This is a genomic window from Syntrophobotulus glycolicus DSM 8271, from assembly GCF_000190635.1.
In the GTDB taxonomy this organism is placed as follows: domain Bacteria; phylum Bacillota; class Desulfitobacteriia; order Desulfitobacteriales; family Syntrophobotulaceae; genus Syntrophobotulus; species Syntrophobotulus glycolicus.
Map to the genome: position 1 here is coordinate 2,018,706 of NC_015172.1, position 25,005 is coordinate 2,043,710.

Genomic DNA, 25,005 nt, shown 5'->3' on the forward strand with positions numbered 1-25,005 from the left:
CTGTCTCTTGAAGATTTTTACAGATGGTCTTTTTTCATAATGTCTCATAAAACAAACCATACTATAACCACCAATATCAGAGGATGAAAGTGAATGATGTCAATAGAATGGTTTATTGTAACCGCAATAAGCGTAATGGTCTTTTTATCCGTTTTTTATGTGCCGAAGGCTAAACATAGACTGGCATTCATCAGTTTAATCACCTTCGAAGCAACGACTTGGGCGTCCATAAATATCCTTGTCCAAAGTAACCAGATCTCTTTTCCGGTACGGGAATTCGCTAAAGCAACCCAAGTCGGTTTTCTGCAAAATTTCTTATTTTACCCAATGATTTTTGCCTGGTTCATGATTTTGTATCCTGCCGGGCCGTCTAAATTGAAAAAAATCTTGCATTATCTCGTCTTTGTATCCATTGTCGTTTGGTTTATTTACTTTGTCAGCGTATATACTGATCTGGAAAATTTCATCAGTCACACAAAGTATTCCCAACTTATTCGTTTATATTTAAGTTTTCTGTTGCAATTTATTTTCAGCCGCACTTTTATCAAATGGTTTGCCAAAGAAACAAATCTGCAAATAGAGGTGTAATTCTTGTACATACTCGAAAGATTATTCTTAATCAGTTCACTGACCATTATTTTTATCTCGGTTTGGTTTATTCCGAAAGAAAAGAGAGCCCAGGCATCATTCATTTTCTTTACGACCCAGTTCTTTACCTGGATCATGGGGCTTACCGTTGTCGAATTGAATTGGCTTGAATACCCGGTACGGGAATTTTATAAAGCAAATGGTACGAGCTTCTCCTTTGAGTATTTCTCCTTACCTGTCATTACGATCTTTTTTATTCTCTACTATCCTTCAAATAAGCCCTATATAATCAGATTAATCTATAATCTGTCCTTTAGCTTATCTATTACGGTCATTGAACACTTTATCGAAAAATATACTCTGGTCATTAAATATCTTTCCTGGAAATGGTACTGGACATCGATTAGTGTCCTCATCGTATTTCATCTTGTCATGTTTATCTATAAGTGGTTCTTTAAACTCAATGGTTCAAAGGATTCTTTGGATTAAATCACAATGATGTCTTTTCCCCCACCCGTAATGCACCTGCCGCCTTGGGGGGTAACAATATAGGTATCTTCCACTCCTACCATCCCAAGATCAGCCAAGCCCTTTTTGGGTTCAAGCGCAATAACCATGTTTTCAGCGAGTGGATCCTTAAAGCCATTGGCAATCACCGGAAACTCATCAACATGGAGACCCACTCCGTGACCGAGAAATTTTACTTGTCTTTGGCCAAAGCCCATAAAGTTTTGTTTAAAATCATCACTCAACTCATTGGTCACCGTCTGGTAAATCTCTGAAGGAACAGCTCCGGGTTTTAGAAGTAAAGCCAGGCGTGCCTGCACTTCGATACAGGCTCTTTGGAGCTTGATCATCTCATCAGTGGGCTTACCGCCAAAAAGATATATCTGAGTCTTGTCTGTATGATAGCCGTCATAACCAAAACCGATATCTACAAAAATCAGATCACCTTTCCGGAGTTTTCTTTCCCTGCTGCCGCCAAGCGGTACTGCAGGGCACAGCCCATATGCACCCCCCGGTCCATCAAAACTTGTCGGATAGATGGAACTTTCTCCAAACCCGATCTGACCAACAACCATTTCCGTTTGAAACATCGAGAATCGGCATATGCCCTGATGCCCAAGTTCCACCATCTTTACTAAAATCTCGGCGACAAACTCAGCTTCATTCATCCCTTCCCTGAGCAGGGCAGGCACAATATGTTGGAGCAAATCATCATGCTGTTTTCCGGCATGCTCCAGCTTTTCAAGCTCAAGCGGTGACTTTACCGATCTGACGGCAAGGATCACCCTGTCCAATGAACTGATTGTTCCCATCTTAAAATATTTTTGCAGGCGATCCATTATGCCCCATGTCACAACCTCAGTTTCCACAAAGGTATTGCCGCAGTCTCCGCCAGTCACCGCCACGGCATCCCGGTAGCTTTCCATCGGATAAATATCCGAGAAAAGCGATTCGGCCTTAGCGCGTTCGAAGCTTCGGCGGACAAAATAAAAAGCCTTCCTTTCTTTTGTGACCAACAGCATGCCATCCTGCATCGTGCCGGTAAAGTAATATTGATTGACTTTGCTTAGAATAACAGCGGTATCCCAATCGGGATACACCTCATTCATCAGAGAATAAAATTTGGTCAGCCTGTCGTCCAGCTCTTGTTTGGGAATGGGTGTTTTGAACATTTCTGCCTCCGTTTAGTCAATTTTATTTCGTATGCTTAAAAATAAATCAGTTTATATAGGCCCGATGTCAGCAGGACAAAGGAGCTTGACCAAAGGTTTTTATTATATGGAAAAACAACATTAAATAACTCCGCTGCCAATAACAACAAAATTCCGCTTCCGGCAAAAACCGCTGTTTTCAAGAGCGGATTAGATGACTTTTGCATGATCATACCTATAATAAATAATTATATCATTCCTGCGACATATACAATCAAATATGAACTGGGTAACAGCAATAACAGAGATGCGAATGTACCTATTGTTTTACTCCCCACCAAACCTATTACACATAACCGAAACTGCTCCTGAGTGCATTTGCCGTCAATTACGTCATCCGTCATCATAGATAATTGAGGATCAATAAAAATCGTCATTAATATCGTGGCAATTCCATTGACAACCGGAGAAAGAGTAATACATGTCGCTCTCAGATCCGGTTCTAAAAATCCTGCATAGATCGGAGCAAGAGAGCCAACCGTAATCAGCGCAACAGCAGCAAGATTATATACCATAATCCTCTTTGGCAGCTTTCTGTAAGATATTTGTCTGACATTTTCTTTGGCTGGCACGGAAACACATTCCTTGATATATCGGATTCCGGACTTGGAAAAGCTATGTAAAATCAACTTTGATAATGACCTGTCTATGGAGAATGACATCACCCCCTTGTAGAGAATTCTTTGAAATGTTGGAATTAAAATAGCCCCAAAAACTGTTGCCACTCCGGAAATCAAAATTATGATATTGAATATGATTAGCAGATCACCGGCTCCGGGGTTACTTTCAACATATTTGGTCAGGATCGGGACCTGAAAGGTTACTGCAATTCTGGACACCAACATCAACATATTGAATAGTGCAAAAGATACAGCAATTTTTCCCGTTCGCACTCCTACAAGTCTGACCGAGTAAGCCAGGGTCCCGATCAGCGATATGATAAAATTCAGGGTGATGACCAGTATAATTTGACTGTTCATGTCCGACTCCTTACATCAATTTCCGATTTTACCGAATCTCAAACCTCTTTTTCAAACACCAGATCAAACTGTTTAATTAGACCATTTTTATCCAGATCCCTTCTTTTTGAGGGTTCATTTTTCCTTTGCTTTTTACTTCCAACCATTCTTTTCCTAAAATGCTTTGATTAATGATAACAAGATATGTTATAATCTTTCAATCTCACTTTTTACCTCAAACGATTAAGCAGTATCTCAAACTCTAATTTATCTCATTCACTACATATTGTACTTTATAAAGGAAGGATACATCATGAAACGCAGTCTGGAAATGGGGAGTCAAAGTATTGGCCGGTTACTGTGGGAATTTTCCCTTCCCGCGGTGATTGGAATGCTTTTGTACTCTCTTTACAATATTGTTGACAGGATCTTTGTCGGGCGTGGAGTCGGCAGCATAGGGATTGCTGCGATAACAGTGGCTTTTCCCATCATGATCATTTTGCTGGCTATTTATGTTTTTATCGGTATCGGATCAACAGCTTTAATCTCCTTACGGCTGGGCGAACAGAAATATGAAGAGGCTGAAAAAGTTGCAGGCAATGGTACTCTTATGCTGATAATATTACCCCTGCTGATTTCTGGTATTTATTTTTTATTTGCAGAACGGATTTTAATTCTGTTTGGAGCAAGCCCAACCGTTTTACCTTATGCTCTTGATTTTACCCATATTATTATTCTGGGTTCAGTTTTTGGTTCTCTTGGTTTTGGCATGAACAACTTCATCAGAGCGGAAGGCAATCCAAGATTCGCTATGATGACTCAGGTCATTGGGGCTTTATTAAATGCGGTTTTAAATTACATCTTTATCTTCAAATTGGGGTTGGGAATTAAAGGGTCTGCACTGGCGACAGTATGCGGTCAATTATTTTCAACGATCTGGGTATTAAGCTATTTTTTGTCCGGGCGCAGCATGATGAAAATCAGACTAAAAAACTTAAAACCACAGATGTCGATTCTTATTGGGATTATGTCCATTGGTTTTGCTCCTTTTGCCATGCAAATAGCAAGCAGTGCCCAGCAGGTTATTTTAAATAATACTTTGATGATTTATGGTGGAGATAAAGCACTTTCAGCTGTCGGAATAATTATGAGCATTGCCACCCTGCTGTTCATGCCGGTGATCGGAGTCAGTCAGGGGGCTCAGCCTCTTATTGGCTACAACTATGGTGCCGGGCAGTATGAAAGAGTGAAGGAGACATTAAAAAAGGCTGTCATAAGCGGAACCTATATTGTTTTGGCCGGTTTTCTGCTGATTCATATTTGGCCTGAAGAAATTGTAGGGCTTTTTAGTAAAGGCGATGTCGAACTGACCCAAATTACAACCCATGGCCTCTTGATTTTCCTGGTCATGCTTCCGGTTATTGCCTTTCAGATCTTATGTTCCAACTATTTTCAGGCTGTAGGCAAACCTGTGCAGTCCACAATTCTCAGTTTGTCCAGACAGGTATTGCTGTTTATTCCGCTTCTTCTGATTCTTCCTCGTTTCTGGGGTATGAACGGAGTCTGGTTGACTGCCCCTATTTCGGACGGAATAGCCGTCCTCTTGACTGCGGCTCTGATTTTTGCAGAAATGAGGGGCCTTCCCACAACTTCCTCTACAACCAATAAAATAAGAGCGGACCAATAAATATCATTCTCGCCGGCACGAACCGGTTAGCGGCTGATTAGCATAATTTGTCTGTATTCTTTTCCCATGTTATGCTAATCATACAATGATGGGATATTTTGTATGGGAGGTTCGTTATGGCTACAACTGCTTTAATCATAACGATTATCCTGTTTATTGCAGGTTTAATCGGAACCATATTACCCGTTCTGCCCGGTGCGGTCCTTATTTACGGAGGCATGGTTTTTTATGGGTTTATGACGGGTTTTTCCACTTTGAATGCTTACTTCTACGTCCTGCAGGGTGTTGTTTTCATCCTGATATTTTTCATTGATTACTTTGCCTCAGCTGTCGGTACAAAACGCTTTGGAGGCAGCAAGCAAGCTGCCTGGGGATCGGTAATCGGGTCGATTATCGGCATCATAACAATGGGACCATTAGGCCTTGTCATCGGGCCATTTGCCGGCGCTGTTATTGCTGAATTAATCCGGGGAACAGAACTAAAACAAACACTGCGGGCCGGGTTCGGAACGCTTGTCGGTCTTCTTGGCGGAACTGTGCTCAAGTTGTTTGCGGAAATCATTATGATTATTTATTTCTTTATGCGTATCTCTTGAATTGTAAACCATTACTCCGAATCCGCGGGAAAGGTCATCCAAAGCAGGTCAGGTTACCATCCTTGCTTTGGGTGACCTTTCTTGCGGGGATACGAGTTCAAGCGGCTTATTGTTTAAACTAAAATGACGATTTCCATCCCATCAGGTAAATAAATAAGCTGTGTACCGGATATTGAGAGGTACACAGCGATGATCTGTCAGCTTACTTTTTTACCGGTTCCCATTTACACCTTACCGGCGAGGCAATAGCTTCATCTTTTTTCAGTTCCTTGAACGCCTGATCAATCTCCTTACGGTCTATACCGATTATTTTTTCCACATCTCCGGCACTCAGCGGTTTTCCTGCCTCAATCATAGCCTGCAAAACTTTTTCTTTCGTTCCCATGATGATTGCCCCCTTTAATCCTTTTCATTATATGTAAGGAAATGATTAATCCTTGCTCAAAGAGTCCAACAGCTTCTGCAAATAATCTCTTTGCTCGGTTGTAAGTTTTTTGGCTGTATTCAATAATCGACGCAGTTCAGGCTCCAGTTCCTGATTATCCTCGGAGAAAAAATCAGCCAAAGAAATTCCTAAAGCTTCACAAATGCGTTCCAAAGAACCAAGCGATGGTTTAGCGTCATTCGCTTCAATTTTATAAATCGTTGTGGGATCAAGACAGACATTTTTCGCCAAAGCATTTGCTGATATTCCTGCTACATCACGAAAATACTTCACCCTTTTTCCGTAATTCATTCAATCACTTCCTGAATAATATTCAAGTTTATTATATCTCAATATTATTCAAGTAAATATCATGAATTTTATTCGTTTAAAGATATTGACTTAATGAATTATATTCTGTAAGATTTTATATGGGGTGGTATATTTTGGTTAGACCGGGAATTCAAATTAAGGCTCTCCGTAAATCATTAAATATGACCCAGAAGCAACTTGCAGAATTGGTTAAACTTGATGAAAGCATGATTAATAAGATCGAGAACGGGCACTCTGTCGGCTCAGTACAAACACTGAGCAAAATCGCTGCTGCCCTGAAGGTAAGCATAACTGAACTCTTGGATGATCCATGCTTTCCCCTAGAAAATAAAAAGCCGGAGGATGATCATGCCTGAAAATAATCAAAGTGATTTTGAAATCGGTTATAATTATGCCCGTCAAAAGCATTATTTATTAACAAACCGTGATTCTCGATTTTTTCTGGAGCTTGGTCTGGCCTTTTTATTTGAACAAGGAGTGACAGCAGAGCTTTCCAAAGGTATGGGGACATATTATTTAGAGCAGGTCATTAATCTCTTTACTCCGGAAAATACACACTTTTCTGGTTCCTCTTGACTTCATTTCTCTTCTTATGTAAACTACTCCTAACCTTTAATTTTTTTAATGCTGAATAAGAGTCGGCCGTAGAGTTTCTTTCGCTACCGGCGGCTTTTTTATTAAGGCATGTTTCTTGCCAAAAATAGGAATTTACAATAAGGAGGCTATACTTATGGCGTATTTATACAATGAACCATCGAGAACTTTTAATGAATACTTGCTTGTTCCCAATTTGACGAAAAAAGATTCTGTTCCTGATAATGTATCCCTTAAAACTCCTATTGTCCGGTACAAGAAGGGTGAACAATGTCCTCTATCCACCAATATCCCTTTAGTTTCGGCCATCATGCAGTCTGTTTCCGATTCCAACATGGCCATTGCCCTCGCAAGATGCGGAGGCCTCTCCTTTGTCTTTGTTTCTCAGCCCATTGAACAACAGGCTGAGATGGTCAGGAAAGTTAAAAAATACAAAGCCGGTTTTGTGGTTAGTGATTCCTGTCTTAAGCCTGACCAAACCCTGAAAGATGTCTTAAATCTGAAAGCGCGGACAGGACACTCCACCATTGCCGTTACTGAAGATGGTTCCTCGACAGGGAAGCTGCTCGGACTCATTGCCAGCAGGGATTACCGTCTGAGCAGAACTCCCCTGGACAAAAAGATTTCTGAATTTATGACTCCCTTCTCTTCCCTGATTTATGGTACGGAAGGTATTACCTTAAGTGAAGCAAATGATATGATTTGGGATCATAAACTGAATTCCCTGCCGATTGTCAATAAGGATCAACTTTTGGTTTATATGGTATTCCGCAAGGATTATGATGCCCATAAAGAAAATCCGCTTGAACTTCTGGATCAAAGCAAAAGACTTGTGGTTGGAGCGGGGATCAACACCAGAGATTATAAAGAAAGAGTACCTGCTCTGGTCAAGGCCGGAGCCGATGTTTTATGTATTGACTCTTCCGATGGTTATTCTGAATGGCAAAAAGACACCATTCAGTGGATTAAACAGGAATATAACGGTGAGGTTAAAGTGGGAGCCGGTAATGTGGTGGATAAAGAAGGCTTCCTCTACTTAGTCAATGCCGGAGCGGACTTCGTTAAGGTAGGTATTGGCGGTGGTTCAATCTGCATCACTCGTGAGCAGAAAGGAATTGGCCGCGGCCAGGCTACCTCTGTTATCGAAGTGGCCAAGGCGCGCAATGAATATTTCAAGGAAACGGGAATTTATGTACCGATCTGTTCTGACGGCGGGATTGTTCACGACTATCATATGACCCTGGCTTTAGCTATGGGAGCCGATTTCATCATGCTGGGAAGGTATTTTGCCAGATTTGATGAAAGTCCTACCCGCCGGCTCAAAATGGGTTCAAGCTATGTCAAGGAATATTGGGGCGAAGGCTCTAACCGCGCTCGCAACTGGGAGAGATACGACACCGGCGGTGAAGAAAGGCTTGAGTTTGAAGAGGGTGTGGATTCCTATGTCCCTTATGCCGGAAGCTTAAAAGATAATGTGGATATTGCCATCAGTAAAATGAAGTCTACGATGTGCAACTGCGGCGCTGTCACCATAGAAGAGTTCCAAAAAACTGCCCGTCTGACTCTTGTTTCCTCAACCAGCATCATTGAAGGCGGTGCTCACGACGTTATATTAAAGGAAAGCTGATCCCGGATAAAGATCACTTAAATGAAATAGGCTGCCCGTTGAAACAAAATCAGTTTCATCCGGGCAGCCTACTTCATTTGAAGGCTTTGTCTTCCACCTTCCCCCAGCACCTTCCATCCGTAAGCAATACCATCTATTGTCAGCCCGGCTATTGTAAATTCCTTTCTGTCCACCTCCTGTCCGCCCAGTTCTTTATAAAACCCGGCATATTTATTCCCGGCCAATACCCAGACAAGCAGCGAATCAAGCTTCAGCTTTTTCAGGGAGTCAAGCGCCGCTTGCCAGAGAAGCCTGCCAATACCCTGGCCCTGGTAATCGGCCAGAACATAAATGGCATAGATTTCCCCTTTAAAAAGGGTCTCTCCTGACCTTTCCATCCCTCCGAATACGTAGCCGACAATTTTCCCTGAATCATCCTCCGCAACATGGACAAACTTTTTGTGGCTGCGGTTATTAATCATATTTCGATAGAACTTTTCTCTTTCCTCATGAGAAAGAGAAGCAAGCTGCTCATCAGGCAAAAGCCCCCGGTAAGTTGTCAGCCATGTTTCAATGTTCACGCTTGCTATCGCTATGGCATCTACCGGTTCAGCTTCCCGGATTTCCATTTTTTCACCTCCCCGCTAAACCCAGAGACTCTCTTCACCTATTTTTGCTGGTTCATCTCAAATCTTTCAAAATAGCCGATCAGCTCTCCGTTTTCATCCCTGACAGGGACAATATATACCCGTTCATTTCTGACATTGACATGCAGAAAAGCCTCATTGCCATGATTTTTCAACCGCTCCACCGTTTCACGGATAATTTCCTCCGACTTTGCGTTTTGGTGGCAGTCAAACAGGGACTTCCCAATCAGGTCTCTGTATCCGCGCTCCCTGTAATAATGGTATTGGGCTCTTTTATTCATATATCTGATGATATGGTCACAATCCGCAAACAAAATCGGGTAAGGATAAGAATCCAAAATATACGACAAGAGTTTTTCTCTTTCCATAAGTTTTCCTCCATATTGGCATGATTCTAATTAAGGAATTTCAAGGATACTCTCTGTTAAAAGTGCCCTCGCTGTCCTTGACTTTTTATCAATTCTTCTTACACTTTTCTGCCCATCATCACCGCGAAGAAATACCATTTATACACACAATCCACATCAGTGAAACCGGCTTCCTTTAACCAAATCAGCTGCTGGGAAAGAGGGGCTTCCCTGTCCAGCTTAGTCCTGTCATAGGCCGCTGAAATATCGGCTTGGCTGAGTCCGCTTTTCTCAATACTTTCTCTCCAGTGCGTCTTGTTTAGGGAATCCAGGTATGGGGTCTCTCCCAGCACCTGGTCACAATTAATAAATATCCCTTTGGGGTTCAGTATGGAATAGCATTTATGATATAGTTTGATTTTTTCCTCGTCACTGAGATGATGGATGGAAAAAGCCGAAATAATCATGTCATATTTTTGCTGAAAATCATATTGGGCATAGTCATCAACAATATACTCTACTCCGGGAATATCAGAAAATCTCCGTTTAGCCATCTCCAGCATCTGATCAGAGAGATCAATCAAGGTAATTTGGGCGGTGGGTATTTTTTCGATAAAAAAAGAAGTCAAAAGTCCGGTCCCCGCTCCGATATCTAAAATCTTAGGTCTTTCTGTCACAGGCTCGATTAATGAGACAGGGATATGATAAAAATCATCAAAACAAGGAATCAGTTGCCTTCTTTGCCCGTCATAGACTTGAGAAACATCATTGAATTTTGCCCTAATATCGTCCTTCATGTTTACACCCCGATTAATCCTTTGTTCCACCTTCATCATACTCTATCTTTATGGTTTACTGTCTTTACTTCTCTATTTTTCTTTACTTTCCTTCTGTCCCTCAAATGAAAAATATTTAAACATAAAAAAGCTGCCGCAAGTATACGCAACAGCCCTGAGTGTGAATGGTTAATTGTTAATGATGGTCCCGCCGTTCACGTGGACAATTTGTCCTGACATGTAAGATGAATCTTCGCAAGCAAGAAACAAATAAGTACCCGCCAGTTCAAAGGGCTGCCCCGCTCTTTGCATAGGTGTGGTACTGCCAAAGACTTCTACTTCTTGCGCGCTGAAAGAGGCTGGAATCAACGGCGTCCATATCGGTCCGGGCGCTACACCATTGACCCTGATTCCCTGTTTGGCCAGGGATTCGGACATTGACCTTGTAAAAGATACGATTGCGCCTTTCGATGAGGAATAATCAATCAGACGGTCATGTCCTTCATAAGCAGTGATCGAAGCTGTATTAATGATGGCTGCCCCGGCCTTAAGATAAGGCAAGGCAGCTTTCGTCAAATAAAACATGCTGAATACATTTGTCTGAAAGGTCATCTGCAATTGCCCGGCTGAAATATCCAGCAAAGAATTTTGAGGATACTGGACTCCCGCATTATTAATCAGGATATCAAGTTTTTTAAACGTCTCGATTGTTCTGGTTATGACCTGGTTGCAAAAATCCTCATTGCCTGTATCTCCTGCTATTGCTAAGCATTGTCTTCCTCTTTGTTCGATTTTACTTTTGGTGAATTGGGCATCCTCATGTTCATCCAAATATGTAATCACAACATCTGCGCCCTCTTTGGCAAAAAGAACAGCGATTGCCCTGCCTATCCCGCTGTCTCCCCCTGTAATCAACACTGTTTTTCCTTCAAGTTTACCTGTTGCCTGGTAATTGGGATGTTCAAAAACGGGCAGGGGGTTCATGATTGATTCCACTCCCGGCTGTTTATCCTGATGCTGGGCCGGGAAAACCGGTTTGGCTGTTTTGCTGCTGCTCATAAATTTACTCCTTCTTTTCTTTTTTATCCGGACCTGTTTTTATTTTCCGCAACTTTTTTCTTTCTATACTTTTTATCCAAAACAGCTCTGACTTAGCCTTTTTTATAAAATAAAAATAATGAATCTCCCAAACCGGGATCACGACAAAATCATGAAAAAATAGAGTATACTAGACGATAAGACAGTTTTTAAGGAGATGATCATCATCATTCGGATCGGAGAATTCAACAAACTGAGAATAAACAATTTTACTTCAATTGGAGCCTATTTAGATGCGGAGACCTCCAACCGTTCGGATAATATCTTGTTGCCCAGAAAGCAGCTACCCTCTGATGTTCAAATTGGGGATTACCTGAAGGTCTTTATCTATAAAGATTCGGAAGACCGCTTGATTGCGACAATACGGGAACCCTTGGCCAAGGTTGGGGATTTGGTCTGTCTGAAAGCCAGCGCCAAAACCACTTTAGGTACTTTTATGGATTTCGGACTTGAACGCGGACTTTTCCTTCCTTTTAGCGAGCAGAAATATTTGATTGAAGTTGGCCGCAGTTATCTGGTGTACGTTTATTTGGACAAAAGCTTGAGGTTATGTTGTACCACCGATGTTTACAAGTATTTAAAAACCGATTCCCCTTATCAGAAAGGGGATATGGTTGCCGGTACAGTCTATCAGATCCGCAGAGAAATCGGGGCCTTTGTTGCTGTTGATCATACATACAAAGGTCTGATCCCCCGGAGTGAATTATATCAAAATCTCCGCAATGGAGACCAGATCCGAGCCAGAGTGCTGAGAGTCCGCGAAGACGGCAAATTAGATTTGTCTATTCGAGAACCCGCCCATAAACAGATGGATATCGATGCCGAAACTCTCTTGCAGGATATGAAAAACAATTTGGGCTGCCTTCCTCTCACCGAGGACGCCGGTCCGAAAGAAATTGAGGTTAGGTATCAAATGAGCAAAGCCGCCTTTAAGAGAGCGGTCGGCGCCTTACTCAAAGCAAAAAAAATCATCAAGGAAGACGGCAGACTTAAACTTGTTTAACAGCAACCCCCCTGCTTTGGCAGGGGGGTTGTACCGGAAAGATTTTTTATTTTTTTAATTTCGCCAGTGCTTGAGCGAGAGCATCATTGATCATGCCGTTATCTTCCTGTTTATTCAGGTACTTTTGTACATCTTTTTTGTTAACTTTCCCTGGATTCTCGCTTTTCCTTTGAGTGAAAGAAGCCAGTTTTTCCCGGTAGCCGCATGTACAAGTAAAAATCCTGTTTTCGCCCTCTCCCTTGAGATCCATTTTTTTATGGCAATTCGGGCATCTGGCATTGGAACTAACCGACAGACCTTTACGATAACCGCATTCCCGGTCCTGGCATATCAGGAGCTCACCTTTTTTTCCCTTGACCTGTAAAAGGAATTTTCCGCATTCCGGACATTTGTTTCTGGTCAGATTGTCATGCCTGAAGACTTGATTATTTTCGCTGACTGTTGAAACAAGCTGACGAGCATAGCTTCTAATTCCATTCAAAAATTCAGTGCTTTTTACTTTCCCCTTACTGATTTCGCTTAACTGCTGCTCCCACTTTGCTGTTAATTCCGCAGATTTTAAATCGACCGGTACCAGTTCGATCAGTTGAAGACCCTTGGAGGTGGGGAAAATCTCTTTCCCGTTGCGTTCCAAATAAAACGAACTGAAAAGCTTTTCAATGATCTCCGCTCTGGTGGCCGGTGTACCTAAACCCCCCGTCTGCTTGACCGCTTCTCTAAGTTTTTCATTTTCGATGTTTTTCCCCGGATGCTCCATGGCAGTGAGCAGGGTTGCTTCCGTATATCTGGCCGGAGGTTTCGTTTTCCCGGCTTTTGTTTTGACCTCAAGTATCGGAATACGCTCTCCCTTATGCAGATCTGGCAGAGTTTGCTCCCGCTCTTCATCCTCCTGTTCTTCTTCCCAATTGCCGGTCCCCTGATAAACTTCTTTCCAGCCGTTTTGTTTCACGATTTTACCCTTGACTTCAAATAATTCCCCCCGGATGTCAGCCTTTACTGTCGTTTGCTCATATTCAAACGGTTTGGACAGCACAGCAAGAAATCTTTTCACGATCAAATCATATATTTTATACTCTTCATTGCTCAGTTTCTGCAAATGAACCGGTTGTTCAGTCGGAATGATGGCATGGTGATCACTGACTTTGGATTGATCAACAAATCTCTTTGTTGTCGTTATCTTATTTTTTAATATCTTCGCCGCAAACTGAGCATAAGGACCCACGGCAATACTGTTCAACCGTTCCGGTAAGGTGGAGACAATATCTTCGGTGATATAACGGGAATCTGTCCGAGGATAGGTGACAATTTTATGGTATTCATACAACTGCTGCATGACTGAAGAGGTTGTCTTAGCAGAAAAACCATATTTTCTATTGGCATCTCTTTGCAATTCCGTCAAATCATAGGCCAGAGGCGGCAACTCCTTTTTGCTTTCTTTTTTTATTTCTGTTATTTCCGCATCGTGTCCTGAAATTTTTTTGATCATTTGGTCTGCTTTACTCTGGTCAAAGATTCGTGACTGTCCGTTGGTTTTGTCGTGCCAGGTCATTGAGAATCCTTTCGTGAAAGCTTGAATCGTCCAGAATTCCTTGGGAACAAAACTCTTGATCTGCTTTTCTCTTTCCACAACCATAGCCAGGGTAGGTGTCTGCACTCTGCCCGCAGACAACTGAGCACTGAACTTGCAGGTCAATGCTCTGGTCACATTAAGCCCGATCAGCCAGTCAGCCTGGGCCCGGCATTCAGCGGAAGCATAGAGATGATCATATTCTTTGGCGGGTTTTAGCGCAGCAAAGCCCTCTTTGATTGCCCTTTCGGTCTGAGAGGAAATCCATAGCCTTTTGATCGGCTTGCGCCAGCCTGCTTTCTTGATAATCCACCTGGCGACTAGTTCCCCTTCTCGTCCGGCATCCGTGGCAATGATCAACTCATCCAAATCCGGCATTTTCATGAGATTTTTGATTACACTAAATTGCTTGGATGTTTCTTTAATCACTACCAATTCCATTTGTTCCGGTAACATCGGCAAATCGTCCATTTTCCAAGTCTTATATCTCTGATCGTACTTTTCGGGATCCGCCAAAGTGACCAAATGACCCAGTGCCCAGGTAACAAGGTATTTTGGACCGGTAAAATAACCCTGGTCTTTTTTATGACAACTCAACATTTTGGCAATTTCCCTGCCGACAGAAGGTTTTTCAGCGATAACCAAACTCTTCCCCATTTCGATGCTCCATTCTTTTAAGCAAAAACCCGAATAACACTTCTGCTAAGTTGAATTATTCGGGCAGGGCTTTAATTTTTATGATTAATCCTCAAAAATAAAAGGTCATTTGAGCTTTAAAACTCACTTCAGAATTATGAACTGGCATACTGTGCGTAACTTTTTTCCAACCATTGTCCATATAAAGCCGTTCAATATGTCTCAATGTTTCACAGTTATATGTTCCATCAAGAATAATAATTGCCCTGTCATTATTCACCTGATCGGTAATTAACAATTTCTCGTCAATCCTGCGGCAGATATCGGCAATTACGGCATCTCCCTCTTTGAATATTGAATTTAAGATTTTATTTTCTTTCTTCACTTGCTCCGGTGTTAACATTCTCTTTCCCCCTGCATAATTTTTTTGTCTCATATCCTGGTGCCATAGGCTTCCTGATTCTCTTCGCGCTTACAAGACCGGTATCTTACCTTCTTTGACTTCCCTCTTTGAGAGAAAAGCCCTTCACATTTTTTACACAAAAAAATCTGATCAAGCGATCTAAAATAAACATACTCATTTTCTTTAAAATCATAACCACAGAACTGGCATTCGGAGATAGCTGTTGTTTCAATTTTGTTTAAAGAAAAGAGCATTCCCATTTTTATTCTCCTATTACATCTGTATTTTAGCATACCATCCTTCTGTTTACTATTTCAAATATTTAAATTTATATAATTCGCCCTGCATGTTCCATAATATTCCAATCATCATATAATATCATGTAATTTAAACATCACTGAGAAAAGGAGTTGAAATAAATGTACGGTGCTGGTGTTGGCGGTTGGTCCGGAAGAGGCGGCTATGGCATTATTGCAATTGCTATCCTTATTCTTATTGCTTTAGCTGTTATATTCTAAATAGCAGTATTTAATTTTAAAGGAGGTGCCAATATGTCAATAGGTGCTCTCGGTTCCGGCGATCATGGTGTAGGCGGATCCTTCTGCGGTATAGCTATTGTTGTCATCATTATTCTCTTATTGATCGCCTTAGGAATCGTCTTCTAGAACGTTTATCCTTCAGAACTGAATGAACAACGGGGGCTATCATTTTTTGATAGCCCCCGTTGTTTTATCCTCAGTACAACTAAATCAAGATCGTTTTATAATCACAAAAAACATATAGTTTCTTCCCATCCGGAAGGATAAGTTCCTCTTCGGGTTCATCATATATCCAATCTTCAAGCATTGGGCCCAGAAAATCGGATAGAGATTCCAGCCCTCCCTCTCCATCCATTCCCTCTATATTGGCATAACCATAGGCTGAGACATTATTTTCGTGTATTTCAAAAGGAATGATTTCACAGTCCGGATTTAAGTGGTCAAGCATTTTTTGAATATGTCTTGGTCTTAAAGTCTCATCAATGGATATTATACTGATCACAATATCATACTTTTCCATCGTATTATTCCCTTCCTGAAGCAAACCCTTTTTTCCATAATCTTGACATGAAAACTGTTACGATTAAAGCAAAGGCAATTCTGATCAACAGCAGATACACTACATTAATTCCCAAAGGCAGAAAAACAAGAGTATCTTCGACTACCGCATGGCAGGAAACCAGAAAGATCGTTGCCAAATAGAGATCCTTCTTGCCGAGGTTTTCTTCTTTAGCAGTCTGAATAATCACACCGGCTCCATAAGCAATCCCAAACATGATACCCGCCATCAACGGTATCCCTGTTTTGTCGTCCACACCGATTGCCCTGGTAAACGGTTTGAGGACGCCTGAAAGCCGAGCTATCGCGTTGATATCTTTAAGCACCTGAATAAAAACCATAATCGGAATAACGATTACCGCGACTTGTAAGACTGCCAGTCCGGCAATCTTGACAGCCTGAATGCAAATCTCCGGCCATCCGGACAATGCCTGATTCGAGGATACGATCAGTCCAAATTTGGCCATCTCCTGTCCGCCCGACCAAACTAAGTTAATCCCCAAAGCCATAGAGACCGCTATTCCCAGTCTCAAGCAGGCGATAAAAACTGGATTAACCCCTATTCTGGTACTTATTGAGGTCTCAACCAGAAGATTGTGGGAAAAGCTGAGCATCACTGCCAGGATAAATACTGATTTCACCGTCAGCTGCATTGCTGCGATCGCACCAACCGCCGCATAAAGATTCAGCAGATTCCCCAAAACGAGAATCACCGCACATTCTCCGGGAAGCCCAAGAATTCCTATCACCGGGGTCAGTAAATCTGCAATCCAGCCAATGACAGGGGTATATTTTAGCACGGATATGAGAAGGGTCACCGGAAAAATAATCCTTGAAAGACTCCATGTTGTAGAAATGCCTTTGCAAAGACCGTCCCTCCAGGTAGATCTTGTTACCCTCATGTTAAGACAACAGATAATTCATGTCTTCTAATTCATCTTCAGAGAGCGAGAACAATTCTTGACCTTTACTGCGGCAGAATATAACTGTACCAAATATAGGCTCCCCACCGATAAGCCTATTCAGAGTATGGACGTCCTTGCCGTCGGGATCATATAATATGGAAAGCCCGTCTTCCTCGACAACATGGATAATATAATCCCCTCCAATAATTTCCTTTATTATCTCCGTCCTATTTTCTATTGTACCCAGCTCAGGCTTACTTTGCGGTTTGCAAATCAAAACTGAAATCTCTTTTTCCGCCATCATGATCTCTCCTCTCAACACATTTAATTTTAATATTATTCCTATTATAAAGATAAATAACAATATAGAGCAAGAAAAAATCCTGCTCTATAAAAAACTTTCCGTAACTTTGCAGCTTAATCTTCAACAACCTTGCTTCTCAGTTCCCCTACCATTTTGGGTACATCAATTTTCATTGGACATTGTTCTACACATCTTCCACATCTCAGGCATGTATAAAGCATCGGTGCCGCCACATCAGGCCCGCCATCGACAAACGCAGTCCAGATTGAACCGATGCCACTTAAATATGTTCTGCCATAATGACCTGCCGTCACCTGGAATACGGGACATTCATACATGCAGCCGCCACATCTTAAGCAAAATAATGCCTGATTATAGTCGAGGTTATTAATCATCTCACTCCGACCATTATCAAGGAAAATAACATGGAACTCTTTTGGTCCATGGGCCCCATAGGTAATCACTTTCTCAATATCCCCTGTCTTACTGGGACCGCTGATGACGTTTACATAGCTGGGTGCATCATACTGGGCATAGCGCCAATTGACTTCCGCCACTTTCATGGCGTCCTGAAACGAAGGCACAACCTTTTCAATGCCCACGATCACGATATGGACAGGGGGGGTCCCTGTTACCAGTCTGACATTGCCCTCATTCTCAATGATCACAATCTGCCCCGTATCAGCAGCCACAACATTAGATCCGCTAATACCGACATCAGCTTTAAAATATTTATCTCTTAAAAATTCCCTGACCGCAGCCACTTCCGCAGGGATATCCGGCGGAACTTCTTTCTGAAAGAAATTGCTGAAAATTTCCGCAATCTGTTCCCTGGGAACATGTACGGCCGGTGAAAGAATATGCATAGGACGGTCATTTTTCAGTTGAAGAATAAACTCTCCAAGATCTGTTTCCCATACTTCGTTACCCAATTCCTCCAGCCTGTGCCTTAATTGAATTTCTTCACCGAGCATACTTTTCCCTTTTATCACAACTTTGTCTTTACCGATAATCTGATCTACAATTTTGATTGCCTCATCTCCGTCTTTGGCAAAATAAGCGCTGCCATGGTTTCTCTCAATAGAAGCCATCGCTTTTTCCAGAAGTTCTTTATTGTTTTTCACGGCACTTGCTTTAATTTCCCTTACTTCCGCCGCTAACGCTACAGTATGAGGGAATCTTGCCAGAGTAGAAGCTACATTTGTTCGAAAAGACTTTACCGCTCTGGTGACCGCCCTATTGATATTCTCATCTTTGCTGGCTTTATTCAGGTTTTTTGTATAATCACTGATTTCTTTATTCAACTCGCTCATTATCTTCAAACCCCCTATAGATAAATTCAACAAGGTCCTCCAAAATCAGACTGTCATCTGTTGTTTTCAAACCGCCTTCCAATGCCGACAAGCAGTAGGGGCAGGAAATCAGTGCCCTGTCAGCCCCGGTCTCAGCCAATTCAGTGATTCTCCGGCCAGACACTACTTTTGATACATCAGGAAAAAGCAGTTTGCTTGGTCCGCCGCAGCAAGTGGTCCAATCCTTATTCCTTAATGGTTCCACATATTCTGCACCCATCGCCTCAAGTATGACCCGTATTTCATCAAATACACCGAGATCCCTGGCCAACCTGCATGAATCATGAATCACTACAGGCTTTTCCAATTTTATTTTAGGCAGCTGATTTGCCTTTTCCGCTACCATATCCACAAAAGTACGTACCTTCACGTCAGGGAACCCTGTCATTTCAGGGAAAATCAGTTTAAACATCTCAGCAGCATGTGGAGAAAGACAAATTATTGTCTCTGCTCCTGTCTTATTAATATACTCAATTACCTTTGGAGCATGTTTTTTCAAGTCTTTCCAGAACCCCAGCTCATAGAGTAAAGCACCGCTGTACAGTTCTTCCGCCCCGTTATAGCAAAGATCATAGCCCAGCCTTTTCAGAATGACCGCTGCCTTATAATTGATTGACCGATATCTTTGTTTATCCTTGGCCAAAATTGAAGCATAGATCTTCTCGGCATTAATTCCGGTCTTATTGACCAGCCCTCTTACTTTCATCAGCAACGAAAACAAGCCGCTGTTCGGATCAATGATTGACATGGTCTTGACCAGAGAATCAATGTAGGGAAGTAACTGATATTCTCCTCCCGTATAGAACAACAATTTGCCTGTAGTCGGCAAATTGAGTTCTTTGGCCCATGATGATATCTCTTTTCCGTTTAAAGCAAGCGGATTGCCATATTTCATTATGTTCCCACGAATTATTTCAAACGTTGCGGGAAGTTTCTTTCTACCAGCCACTGAGGTCAACAACCCTTCCGCAAAATATAGTTACACTAGCATACTATAATATTAAATAAGAATATCCTCTTTGAGTAAAGAGCTATCAGTGAAGTATTTTGTATTCTTGATATCAAAAACCTGATCGTTTTCCTACTTATTCCAGTGTTCCAGCTTGACCTTTTCTGATGATTCCGATTTCAATATTTATAGATTTTAAAATTGAGTTATGGTAATATTATACTAAACTCCAAGAGCATTCTGAAAGGGGCGATTTCCATGGATGCTGAATCTTCAGCTTCCCAGCCTAAAATTCCCCGATTCACTCATTTTAAAGGTAAATTGATCAAATTTGTTATCCTGTTGGTTCTGATTGCTTTGATTATTGCAGGTATGATCTTTAAGGCATATACGATTATCCCCCCTGGACACAGAGGGACTGTTGTTCAGCTTGGTGCTGTCAGTTCACGGATATTGAGTGAAGGCTTCCATTTTAAGGTGCCTTTTATTCAGGAAATCATCCCTATGGATGTCCGTATGCAGAAAATTGAATCTGATCATGAAACATCCTCTAAGGATCTCCAGGTTGTTCACGCAACAGTAGCTGTAAACTACAGTCTTGATCCGGAAAAAGTTAATGTTCTGTACCAAAACATACCTGACTATGCGTCTAATGTTGTTACCCCTGAGATCAGGGAATCCCTCAAATCTGTGATCGCCCAGTATACTGCCGAGGAATTAGTGTCTAAAAGGGCTGAAGTCAGTGCCAAGGTCAAGGATGTCCTTAGGGAGAAATTATCCAATTATTATATGATCCTTCATGAAGTTAACCTTACCGAATTAAAATTCAGCGATCAATTTGATCAAGCGATTGAACAAAAGCAGATTGCCGAGCAACAGGCTTTAAAAGCTAAGCTTGATTTACAGAGAGTCCAGGTCGAGGCCCAGCAAAAGCTTGAGCAGGCCAAAGCTGAAGCCGAAGCTTTAAAAATCCAAAAGGATTACGTCACCCCTGAGTTAGTGAAACTCAGACAAGTGGAAGCTCAACTGGAAGCAATAAAAAAATGGGACGGCAAACTGCCGGCTGTAAATGGCAGCAACGTATTCCCCTTTATTAATATGGATGGTTCAGGCTTCGGAACCCAGACCCCTTAAGAGTCTTCATTTATGGACTTTTTGCTATTCTTTGCAATCTAACGGGGCGGCAGATGATTACTGCTGCTGTCAATATCAACTCCTATGCTTTATTAGAGAGGGCGTAACAAATTTTTTTGTTGCGTCCTCATTTCTTATTTGTAACTTTAGTCCATACTGAGAATTTTTTCAACATTCACTCGTCTTGTATTTAGAAAAATTAAATTGGTTATACCCTGCCAAATTTTTATGATCTTAACACATGCTTGATATGTCAAAAAGATTTTTTTGATGTAAATTCGCCATTCTACCTGGAACACTTTGTCCCAAATCGCATAGATTGTTTCATAGAAGAGAAAGGAGCGATGCTATGTCAAGCCAAATTCTACCTGCATCGGGAACAACATTTGTTTCCAATGCTTTACCTGATACCAACCTCTCGGCGACAAACATCATCGTTGTGGGAACAGACCCTGCATTCCTTAATTCCATCGGTTTCCTTCAGTTTGATATTTCTCTGCTGTCGGGACCGGTTGACAGTGCGGCACTGGTATTGTTTGTGTTATCTAAAACAGGGACTACCCCCAGTCCGATTATCGTCAACCGAGTGACATCACCCTTTGATACCGGGACTGTCACTTATAACACCCAGCCACCCTATGTGGCAACATCTTCAATGGTTAATGTTGTTGCTTGTGATGTACTGGAATATGTGGCGATAGATATAACTGATCTGGTAAATGGATGGATAAATGGTCTCTTTCCCAATTTTGGTATTGCCTTGACCAACCCAGACGGAACAACCTCTGTTGTCTTCGGAGGTAATGGCGCCGGTTCCGGATACGAACCTCTGATTGTCACTTTTACAAGTGACCCTTCAGGGCCTACCGGTGCTACCGGGGCTACAGGACCAACCGGACCGACCGGGGATGTCGGACCTGCCGGGGCAACCGGTGGCACCGGACCGACTGGACCGACCGGTGATGCCGGACCTGCTGGACCAACCGGTGGCACCGGACCGACTGGACCGACCGGTGATGCCGGACCTGCCGGGGCAACCGGTGGAACCGGACCGACCGGTGATGTCGGGCCTGCCGGGGCAACCGGTGGAACCGGACCGACTGGACCGACCGGTGATGCCGGACCTGCCGGGGCAACCGGTGGAACCGGACCGACCGGACCGACTGGGGATGCCGGACCTGCTGGACCAACCGGTGATGCCGGACCTGCCGGAGCAACTGGTGGCACCGGACCGACCGGACCGACTGGTGATGTCGGACCTGCTGGGGCAACTGGCGATACTGGACCAACTGGACCGACCGGGGATGCCGGACCTGCTGGGGCAACCGGTGGAACCGGACCAACCGGACCGACTGGTGATGTCGGACCTGCTGGGGCAACTGGCGATACTGGACCAACTGGACCGACCGGGGATGCCGGACCTGCTGGGGCAACCGGTGGAACCGGACCAACCGGACCGACTGGTGATGTCGGACCTGCTGGAGCAACTGGCGATACTGGACCAACTGGACCGACCGGTGATGCCGGACCTGCTGGGGCAACCGGTGGAACCGGACCAACCGGACCGACCGGGGATGCCGGACCTGCTGGGGCAACCGGTGGAACCGGACCAACCGGACCGACCGGGGATGTCGGACCTGCTGGAGCAACCGGTGGAACCGGACCAACCGGACCGACTGGTGATGTCGGACCTGCTGGGGCAACCGGTGGAACCGGACCGACCGGACCGACCGGGGATGTCGGACCTGCTGGGGCAACCGGTGGAACCGGACCGACTGGACCGACCGGTGATGCCGGACCTACTGGGGCCACTGGCGATACCGGACCTACTGGGGCCACTGGCGATACCGGACCTACTGGGGCCACTGGTGGAGGGGCCATTATACCCTTCTCATCCGGTTCTCCAATTGCAGTTACTGTTCTAGCGGGAGGACTAGTTGGCTTACCCGGGCTAATCGGTTTCGGTAGCTCCACTCAGGCGCTTACAATCCTCGGCCTTACGATTGATCTCAGCGGGCTGACCAACTATTCGTTCTCTATGCCACGTGACGGTGTCATCACCTCACTGGCCGTATACCTGAGTGCAACGGCCTCTCTAACCTTGCTTTCCCCTCTGACCTACACGGCACAGGTATACAGTTCGGCAACTCCGGATGATATTTTTGCCCCGGTGCCCGGTGCCCTTGTCAATATTGTAATTCCAGGCACAATCGGCATTGGGGATACCTTCAACGGCATTGTGACAGGTCTGAATATCCCAGTAACCGAACAGACAAGACTCCTGCTTGTAGCCAGCGCAACAGGCGGCGGCCTTTTAATAGGAGGATCGGTTGCAGGCTATCTCAGTGCAGGACTTGGCATTGAGTAATCACCTTCGTTAATGGGAGTATCGCAAACTACTTGGATAAGTAGTGAGCGATGCTCCCTTTTTCTTTGATAATTCCGTGTTATTTGACTGCTTCATCCTAATCTATCTGGAACACTTTGTCCCAAACCGCATAGATTGTTTCTATAGAAGAGAGGGTGATGCTATGCCAAGCCAAATTGTACCTGCAACAGGAACAACGTTTGTTTCCAATACCTTACCTGATACTAACCTTTCGGCGACAAACATCATCGTCGTGGGGACTGACCCCACATTCCTTGATTCCATCGGGTTCCTCCAATTTGATATCTCACTGCTTTCAGGGTCAGTTGACAATGCAGCACTGGTATTATTTGTGTTGTCTAAAACAGGGGCTACCCCAAGCCCGATTATTGTCAACCGAGTGACATCACCCTTTGATACCGGGACTGTAACCTATAATATCCAGCCACCTTATATGGCAACATCCTCAATTGCTAACGTTGCTGCTTCTAATGTACTGGAATATATCGTGATAGATATAACGACACTGGTAAATGAATGGATAAACGGTATTTTTTCCAATTTTGGTATTGCCTTGACCAACCCTGACGGAACAACATCTGTCGTTTTTGGAGGCAATGGCGCGGGTTCCGGATACGAACCTCTGATTGTCACTTTTACAAGTGACCCTTCAGGGCCTACCGGTGCTACCGGACCGACAGGGGCCACTGGACCTGCCGGGGCCACTGGTGATACCGGACCGACAGGACCAACCGGCGATACCGGACCTGCTGGCCCAACCGGGAATGCCGGACCGACTGGACCAACCGGGAATACCGGACCGACTGGACCAACCGGGAATACCGGACCGACTGGGCCAACCGGGAATACCGGACCGACTGGACCAACCGGGAATACCGGACCGACTGGACCAACCGGGAATACCGGACCGACTGGACCAACCGGGAATACCGGACCGACTGGACCAACCGGGAATACCGGACCGACTGGACCAACCGGGAATACCGGACCGACTGGACCAACCGGGAATACCGGACCGACTGGACCAACCGGGAATACCGGACCGACTGGACCAACCGGGAATACCGGACCGACTGGACCAACCGGGAATACCGGACCGACTGGACCAACCGGGAATACCGGACCGACTGGACCAACCGGGAATACCGGACCGACTGGACCAACCGGGAATACCGGACCGACTGGACCAACCGGGAATACCGGACCGACTGGACCAACCGGGAATACCGGACCGACTGGACCAACCGGGAATACCGGACCGACTGGACCAACCGGGAATACCGGACCGACTGGACCAACCGGGAATACCGGACCGACTGGACCAACCGGGAATACCGGACCGACTGGACCAACCGGGAATACCGGACCGACTGGACCAACCGGGAATACCGGACCGACTGGACCAACTTCTGTCCTCCGGGGGATTCAGGCTCAACTTCAGGGAAGCCCAGCTACGATAATTAATGACAATTCGGTTGTCGTTTTTGACACAGTCCTTATTAACCAGTCATCCAATATCAGCTACAATAATATAACAGGAGAATTTACCGTTTCAGACTCAGGAAACTACTATATCGCATGGTGGTTGAATACCGACGGTTCCGCCGGCCCTGTCAACATGATGTTTTCCATAATGGTTGACGGGATCCCGACCTCCTCAGGAAATTCCCCTGTTGTGACCGGTCAAGTAAACGGTGACACATTAATTACGATATCCACTGCTCCTGCTGTTATAACTTTAGTCAATCAGACAGGCGCAGATGTGCTCTTCGGTGCTACAAATATTCAGGCAAATATTATAATTTTTACTATAACAGCCTAAGGTGGCCGTTTCCCAGGCATTTAAGTTCTCCAGCCCTTTTCAACATCACGGAACATTATTACTCTGTTTTT

The 25,005-nt window shown here is 43.9% G+C and carries 26 protein-coding genes; 11 read left to right on the forward strand and 15 right to left on the reverse strand.

The window, feature by feature from the left end; genetic code table 11:
• Nucleotides 1–93: 93 nt before the first annotated feature.
• Together SGLY_RS09985 and SGLY_RS09990 are read left to right on the forward strand one after the other, a co-directional pair.
• Nucleotides 94–588, forward strand: coding sequence for a CBO0543 family protein (locus SGLY_RS09985; RefSeq protein ID WP_013625165.1), 495 nt, complete (start codon nucleotides 94–96; stop codon nucleotides 586–588).
• 3 nt (nucleotides 589–591) lie between these two features.
• Complete coding sequence (locus SGLY_RS09990; protein WP_013625166.1) at nucleotides 592–1,077, forward strand: CBO0543 family protein; 486 nt, start codon at nucleotides 592–594, stop codon at nucleotides 1,075–1,077.
• Here the strand turns inward: SGLY_RS09990 and SGLY_RS09995 are convergent.
• Entirely contained in the window at nucleotides 1,074–2,267 is a 1,194-nt protein-coding gene (locus SGLY_RS09995) for a M24 family metallopeptidase (protein ID WP_013625167.1), read from the reverse strand. The two genes, SGLY_RS09990 and SGLY_RS09995, sit on opposite strands and share 4 nt — an antisense overlap.
• A 227-nt stretch (nucleotides 2,268–2,494) precedes the next feature.
• Entirely contained in the window at nucleotides 2,495–3,286 is a 792-nt protein-coding gene (locus SGLY_RS10000; protein ID WP_013625168.1) for a lipid II flippase Amj family protein, read from the reverse strand.
• Nucleotides 3,287–3,578: 292 nt separating this feature from the next.
• On the opposite strand from SGLY_RS10000, the gene SGLY_RS10005 reads away from it, so the two are divergent.
• Nucleotides 3,579–4,952, forward strand: a complete 1,374-nt coding sequence (locus SGLY_RS10005; protein WP_013625170.1) for an MATE family efflux transporter — start codon at nucleotides 3,579–3,581, stop codon at nucleotides 4,950–4,952.
• A 116-nt stretch (nucleotides 4,953–5,068) separates the two neighbouring features.
• Nucleotides 5,069–5,548, forward strand: a complete 480-nt coding sequence (locus SGLY_RS10010; RefSeq protein WP_013625171.1) for a DUF456 domain-containing protein — start codon at nucleotides 5,069–5,071, stop codon at nucleotides 5,546–5,548.
• 202 nt (nucleotides 5,549–5,750) lie between these two features.
• Here SGLY_RS10010 and SGLY_RS10015 read toward each other — a convergent pair whose 3' ends face one another.
• Both SGLY_RS10015 and SGLY_RS10020 read right to left on the reverse strand, forming a co-directional pair.
• The gene (locus SGLY_RS10015) at nucleotides 5,751–5,933 is read right to left on the reverse strand and encodes a transcriptional regulator (protein ID WP_013625172.1); all 183 of its coding nucleotides are present in this window, start codon (nucleotides 5,931–5,933) and stop codon (nucleotides 5,751–5,753) included.
• A 45-nt stretch (nucleotides 5,934–5,978) separates the two neighbouring features.
• Entirely contained in the window at nucleotides 5,979–6,284 is a 306-nt protein-coding gene (locus SGLY_RS10020) for a helix-turn-helix domain-containing protein (protein ID WP_013625173.1), read from the reverse strand.
• A 134-nt stretch (nucleotides 6,285–6,418) separates the two neighbouring features.
• Between SGLY_RS10020 and SGLY_RS10025 the strand changes: the two genes are divergently transcribed.
• From SGLY_RS10025 to SGLY_RS10035, 3 genes are all read left to right on the forward strand, one after another.
• Nucleotides 6,419–6,661: a helix-turn-helix domain-containing protein gene (locus tag SGLY_RS10025; RefSeq protein ID WP_013625174.1), complete on the forward strand. Its 243-nt coding sequence runs from the start codon at nucleotides 6,419–6,421 to the stop codon at nucleotides 6,659–6,661.
• Nucleotides 6,654–6,881 (forward strand): hypothetical protein, encoded by a 228-nt coding sequence (locus SGLY_RS10030; protein ID WP_013625175.1) that lies wholly within the window; start codon nucleotides 6,654–6,656, stop codon nucleotides 6,879–6,881. The genes SGLY_RS10025 and SGLY_RS10030 overlap by 8 nt, the downstream gene beginning before the upstream one ends.
• Before the next feature lie 154 nt (nucleotides 6,882–7,035).
• Nucleotides 7,036–8,526, forward strand: a complete 1,491-nt coding sequence (locus tag SGLY_RS10035) for an IMP dehydrogenase (RefSeq protein WP_013625176.1) — start codon at nucleotides 7,036–7,038, stop codon at nucleotides 8,524–8,526.
• A 68-nt stretch (nucleotides 8,527–8,594) separates the two neighbouring features.
• Here the strand turns inward: SGLY_RS10035 and SGLY_RS10040 are convergent, their stop codons facing one another.
• The 4 genes from SGLY_RS10040 to SGLY_RS10055 all read right to left on the reverse strand — a co-directional run bounded on the left by SGLY_RS10040 (nucleotide 8,595) and on the right by SGLY_RS10055 (nucleotide 11,334).
• Nucleotides 8,595–9,134, reverse strand: a complete 540-nt coding sequence (locus tag SGLY_RS10040) for a GNAT family N-acetyltransferase (protein ID WP_013625177.1) — start codon at nucleotides 9,132–9,134, stop codon at nucleotides 8,595–8,597.
• Nucleotides 9,135–9,172: 38 nt separating this feature from the next.
• Complete coding sequence (locus SGLY_RS10045) at nucleotides 9,173–9,520, reverse strand: PAS domain-containing protein (protein ID WP_013625178.1); 348 nt, start codon at nucleotides 9,518–9,520, stop codon at nucleotides 9,173–9,175.
• Between the two features lie 98 nt (nucleotides 9,521–9,618).
• Nucleotides 9,619–10,296, reverse strand: coding sequence for a class I SAM-dependent methyltransferase (locus SGLY_RS10050; RefSeq protein ID WP_041444775.1), 678 nt, complete (start codon nucleotides 10,294–10,296; stop codon nucleotides 9,619–9,621).
• Between the two features lie 168 nt (nucleotides 10,297–10,464).
• On the reverse strand, nucleotides 10,465–11,334 hold the full coding sequence (locus SGLY_RS10055) for an SDR family oxidoreductase (protein WP_013625180.1): 870 nt from the start codon (nucleotides 11,332–11,334) through the stop codon (nucleotides 10,465–10,467).
• Nucleotides 11,335–11,539: 205 nt separating this feature from the next.
• Here SGLY_RS10055 and SGLY_RS10060 point away from each other — a divergent pair, with 205 nt between their 5' ends.
• Nucleotides 11,540–12,376 carry a CvfB family protein gene (locus SGLY_RS10060; RefSeq protein ID WP_041445326.1) on the forward strand — a complete coding sequence of 279 codons (837 nt, stop codon included), beginning with the start codon at nucleotides 11,540–11,542 and terminating at the stop codon, nucleotides 12,374–12,376.
• A 46-nt stretch (nucleotides 12,377–12,422) separates the two neighbouring features.
• On the opposite strand, the gene SGLY_RS10065 is transcribed toward SGLY_RS10060, so the two are convergent.
• The 7 genes from SGLY_RS10065 to SGLY_RS10100 all read right to left on the reverse strand — a co-directional run bounded on the left by SGLY_RS10065 (nucleotide 12,423) and on the right by SGLY_RS10100 (nucleotide 19,535).
• Nucleotides 12,423–14,600: a DNA topoisomerase III gene (locus tag SGLY_RS10065; protein ID WP_013625182.1), complete on the reverse strand. Its 2,178-nt coding sequence runs from the start codon at nucleotides 14,598–14,600 to the stop codon at nucleotides 12,423–12,425.
• 91 nt (nucleotides 14,601–14,691) lie between these two features.
• The gene (locus SGLY_RS10070; protein WP_013625183.1) at nucleotides 14,692–14,982 is read right to left on the reverse strand and encodes a hypothetical protein; all 291 of its coding nucleotides are present in this window, start codon (nucleotides 14,980–14,982) and stop codon (nucleotides 14,692–14,694) included.
• Between the two features lie 744 nt (nucleotides 14,983–15,726).
• Complete coding sequence (locus SGLY_RS10080; protein WP_013625187.1) at nucleotides 15,727–16,041, reverse strand: hypothetical protein; 315 nt, start codon at nucleotides 16,039–16,041, stop codon at nucleotides 15,727–15,729.
• A 4-nt stretch (nucleotides 16,042–16,045) separates the two neighbouring features.
• Nucleotides 16,046–16,981 (reverse strand): nucleoside recognition domain-containing protein, encoded by a 936-nt coding sequence (locus SGLY_RS10085; protein WP_041444776.1) that lies wholly within the window; start codon nucleotides 16,979–16,981, stop codon nucleotides 16,046–16,048.
• Nucleotide 16,982: 1 nt separating this feature from the next.
• Complete coding sequence (locus SGLY_RS10090) at nucleotides 16,983–17,285, reverse strand: DUF3846 domain-containing protein (protein ID WP_041444777.1); 303 nt, start codon at nucleotides 17,283–17,285, stop codon at nucleotides 16,983–16,985.
• Between the two features lie 116 nt (nucleotides 17,286–17,401).
• Nucleotides 17,402–18,601, reverse strand: coding sequence for an LUD domain-containing protein (locus SGLY_RS10095; RefSeq protein ID WP_013625190.1), 1,200 nt, complete (start codon nucleotides 18,599–18,601; stop codon nucleotides 17,402–17,404).
• Nucleotides 18,585–19,535 carry a (Fe-S)-binding protein gene (locus tag SGLY_RS10100; protein ID WP_052298632.1) on the reverse strand — a complete coding sequence of 317 codons (951 nt, stop codon included), beginning with the start codon at nucleotides 19,533–19,535 and terminating at the stop codon, nucleotides 18,585–18,587. Before SGLY_RS10100 ends, SGLY_RS10095 begins: the two co-directional genes overlap by 17 nt.
• 312 nt (nucleotides 19,536–19,847) lie before the next feature.
• Here SGLY_RS10100 and SGLY_RS10105 point away from each other — a divergent pair, with 312 nt between their 5' ends.
• The 3 genes from SGLY_RS10105 (at nucleotide 19,848) to SGLY_RS17590 (ending at nucleotide 24,934) form a co-directional block, all read left to right on the forward strand.
• The gene (locus SGLY_RS10105; RefSeq protein ID WP_013625192.1) at nucleotides 19,848–20,723 is read left to right on the forward strand and encodes a prohibitin family protein; all 876 of its coding nucleotides are present in this window, start codon (nucleotides 19,848–19,850) and stop codon (nucleotides 20,721–20,723) included.
• A gap of 349 nt (nucleotides 20,724–21,072) precedes the next feature.
• On the forward strand, nucleotides 21,073–23,091 hold the full coding sequence (locus tag SGLY_RS17585; RefSeq protein WP_013625193.1) for an exosporium glycoprotein BclB-related protein: 2,019 nt from the start codon (nucleotides 21,073–21,075) through the stop codon (nucleotides 23,089–23,091).
• 163 nt (nucleotides 23,092–23,254) lie between these two features.
• Entirely contained in the window at nucleotides 23,255–24,934 is a 1,680-nt protein-coding gene (locus tag SGLY_RS17590; protein ID WP_013625194.1) for a DNRLRE domain-containing protein, read from the forward strand.
• The last annotated feature ends 71 nt before the right edge of the window (nucleotides 24,935–25,005 follow it).

Bases quoted from the DNA above. Each gene is read 5' to 3' on its own strand.
- SGLY_RS09985 (WP_013625165.1), top strand. From the start codon at position 94: ATGATGTCAATAGAATGGTTTATTGTAACCGCAATAAGCGTAATGGTC.
- SGLY_RS09995 (WP_013625167.1), bottom strand. From the start codon at position 2,267: ATGTTCAAAACACCCATTCCCAAACAAGAGCTGGACGACAGGCTGACC.
- SGLY_RS10000 (WP_013625168.1), bottom strand. From the start codon at position 3,286: ATGAACAGTCAAATTATACTGGTCATCACCCTGAATTTTATCATATCG.
- SGLY_RS10005 (WP_013625170.1), top strand. From the start codon at position 3,579: ATGAAACGCAGTCTGGAAATGGGGAGTCAAAGTATTGGCCGGTTACTG.
- SGLY_RS10010 (WP_013625171.1), top strand. From the start codon at position 5,069: ATGGCTACAACTGCTTTAATCATAACGATTATCCTGTTTATTGCAGGT.
- SGLY_RS10015 (WP_013625172.1), bottom strand. From the start codon at position 5,933: ATGGGAACGAAAGAAAAAGTTTTGCAGGCTATGATTGAGGCAGGAAAA.
- SGLY_RS10020 (WP_013625173.1), bottom strand. From the start codon at position 6,284: ATGAATTACGGAAAAAGGGTGAAGTATTTTCGTGATGTAGCAGGAATA.
- SGLY_RS10030 (WP_013625175.1), top strand. From the start codon at position 6,654: ATGCCTGAAAATAATCAAAGTGATTTTGAAATCGGTTATAATTATGCC.
- SGLY_RS10035 (WP_013625176.1), top strand. From the start codon at position 7,036: ATGGCGTATTTATACAATGAACCATCGAGAACTTTTAATGAATACTTG.
- SGLY_RS10040 (WP_013625177.1), bottom strand. From the start codon at position 9,134: ATGGAAATCCGGGAAGCTGAACCGGTAGATGCCATAGCGATAGCAAGC.
- SGLY_RS10045 (WP_013625178.1), bottom strand. From the start codon at position 9,520: ATGGAAAGAGAAAAACTCTTGTCGTATATTTTGGATTCTTATCCTTAC.
- SGLY_RS10050 (WP_041444775.1), bottom strand. From the start codon at position 10,296: ATGAAGGACGATATTAGGGCAAAATTCAATGATGTTTCTCAAGTCTAT.
- SGLY_RS10055 (WP_013625180.1), bottom strand. From the start codon at position 11,334: ATGAGCAGCAGCAAAACAGCCAAACCGGTTTTCCCGGCCCAGCATCAG.
- SGLY_RS10065 (WP_013625182.1), bottom strand. From the start codon at position 14,600: ATGGGGAAGAGTTTGGTTATCGCTGAAAAACCTTCTGTCGGCAGGGAA.
- SGLY_RS10070 (WP_013625183.1), bottom strand. From the start codon at position 14,982: ATGTTAACACCGGAGCAAGTGAAGAAAGAAAATAAAATCTTAAATTCA.
- SGLY_RS10080 (WP_013625187.1), bottom strand. From the start codon at position 16,041: ATGGAAAAGTATGATATTGTGATCAGTATAATATCCATTGATGAGACT.
- SGLY_RS10085 (WP_041444776.1), bottom strand. From the start codon at position 16,981: ATGAGGGTAACAAGATCTACCTGGAGGGACGGTCTTTGCAAAGGCATT.
- SGLY_RS10090 (WP_041444777.1), bottom strand. From the start codon at position 17,285: ATGGCGGAAAAAGAGATTTCAGTTTTGATTTGCAAACCGCAAAGTAAG.
- SGLY_RS10095 (WP_013625190.1), bottom strand. From the start codon at position 18,601: ATGAGCGAGTTGAATAAAGAAATCAGTGATTATACAAAAAACCTGAAT.
- SGLY_RS10100 (WP_052298632.1), bottom strand. From the start codon at position 19,535: ATGAAATATGGCAATCCGCTTGCTTTAAACGGAAAAGAGATATCATCA.
- SGLY_RS10105 (WP_013625192.1), top strand. From the start codon at position 19,848: ATGGATGCTGAATCTTCAGCTTCCCAGCCTAAAATTCCCCGATTCACT.
- SGLY_RS17585 (WP_013625193.1), top strand. From the start codon at position 21,073: ATGTCAAGCCAAATTCTACCTGCATCGGGAACAACATTTGTTTCCAAT.
- SGLY_RS17590 (WP_013625194.1), top strand. From the start codon at position 23,255: ATGCCAAGCCAAATTGTACCTGCAACAGGAACAACGTTTGTTTCCAAT.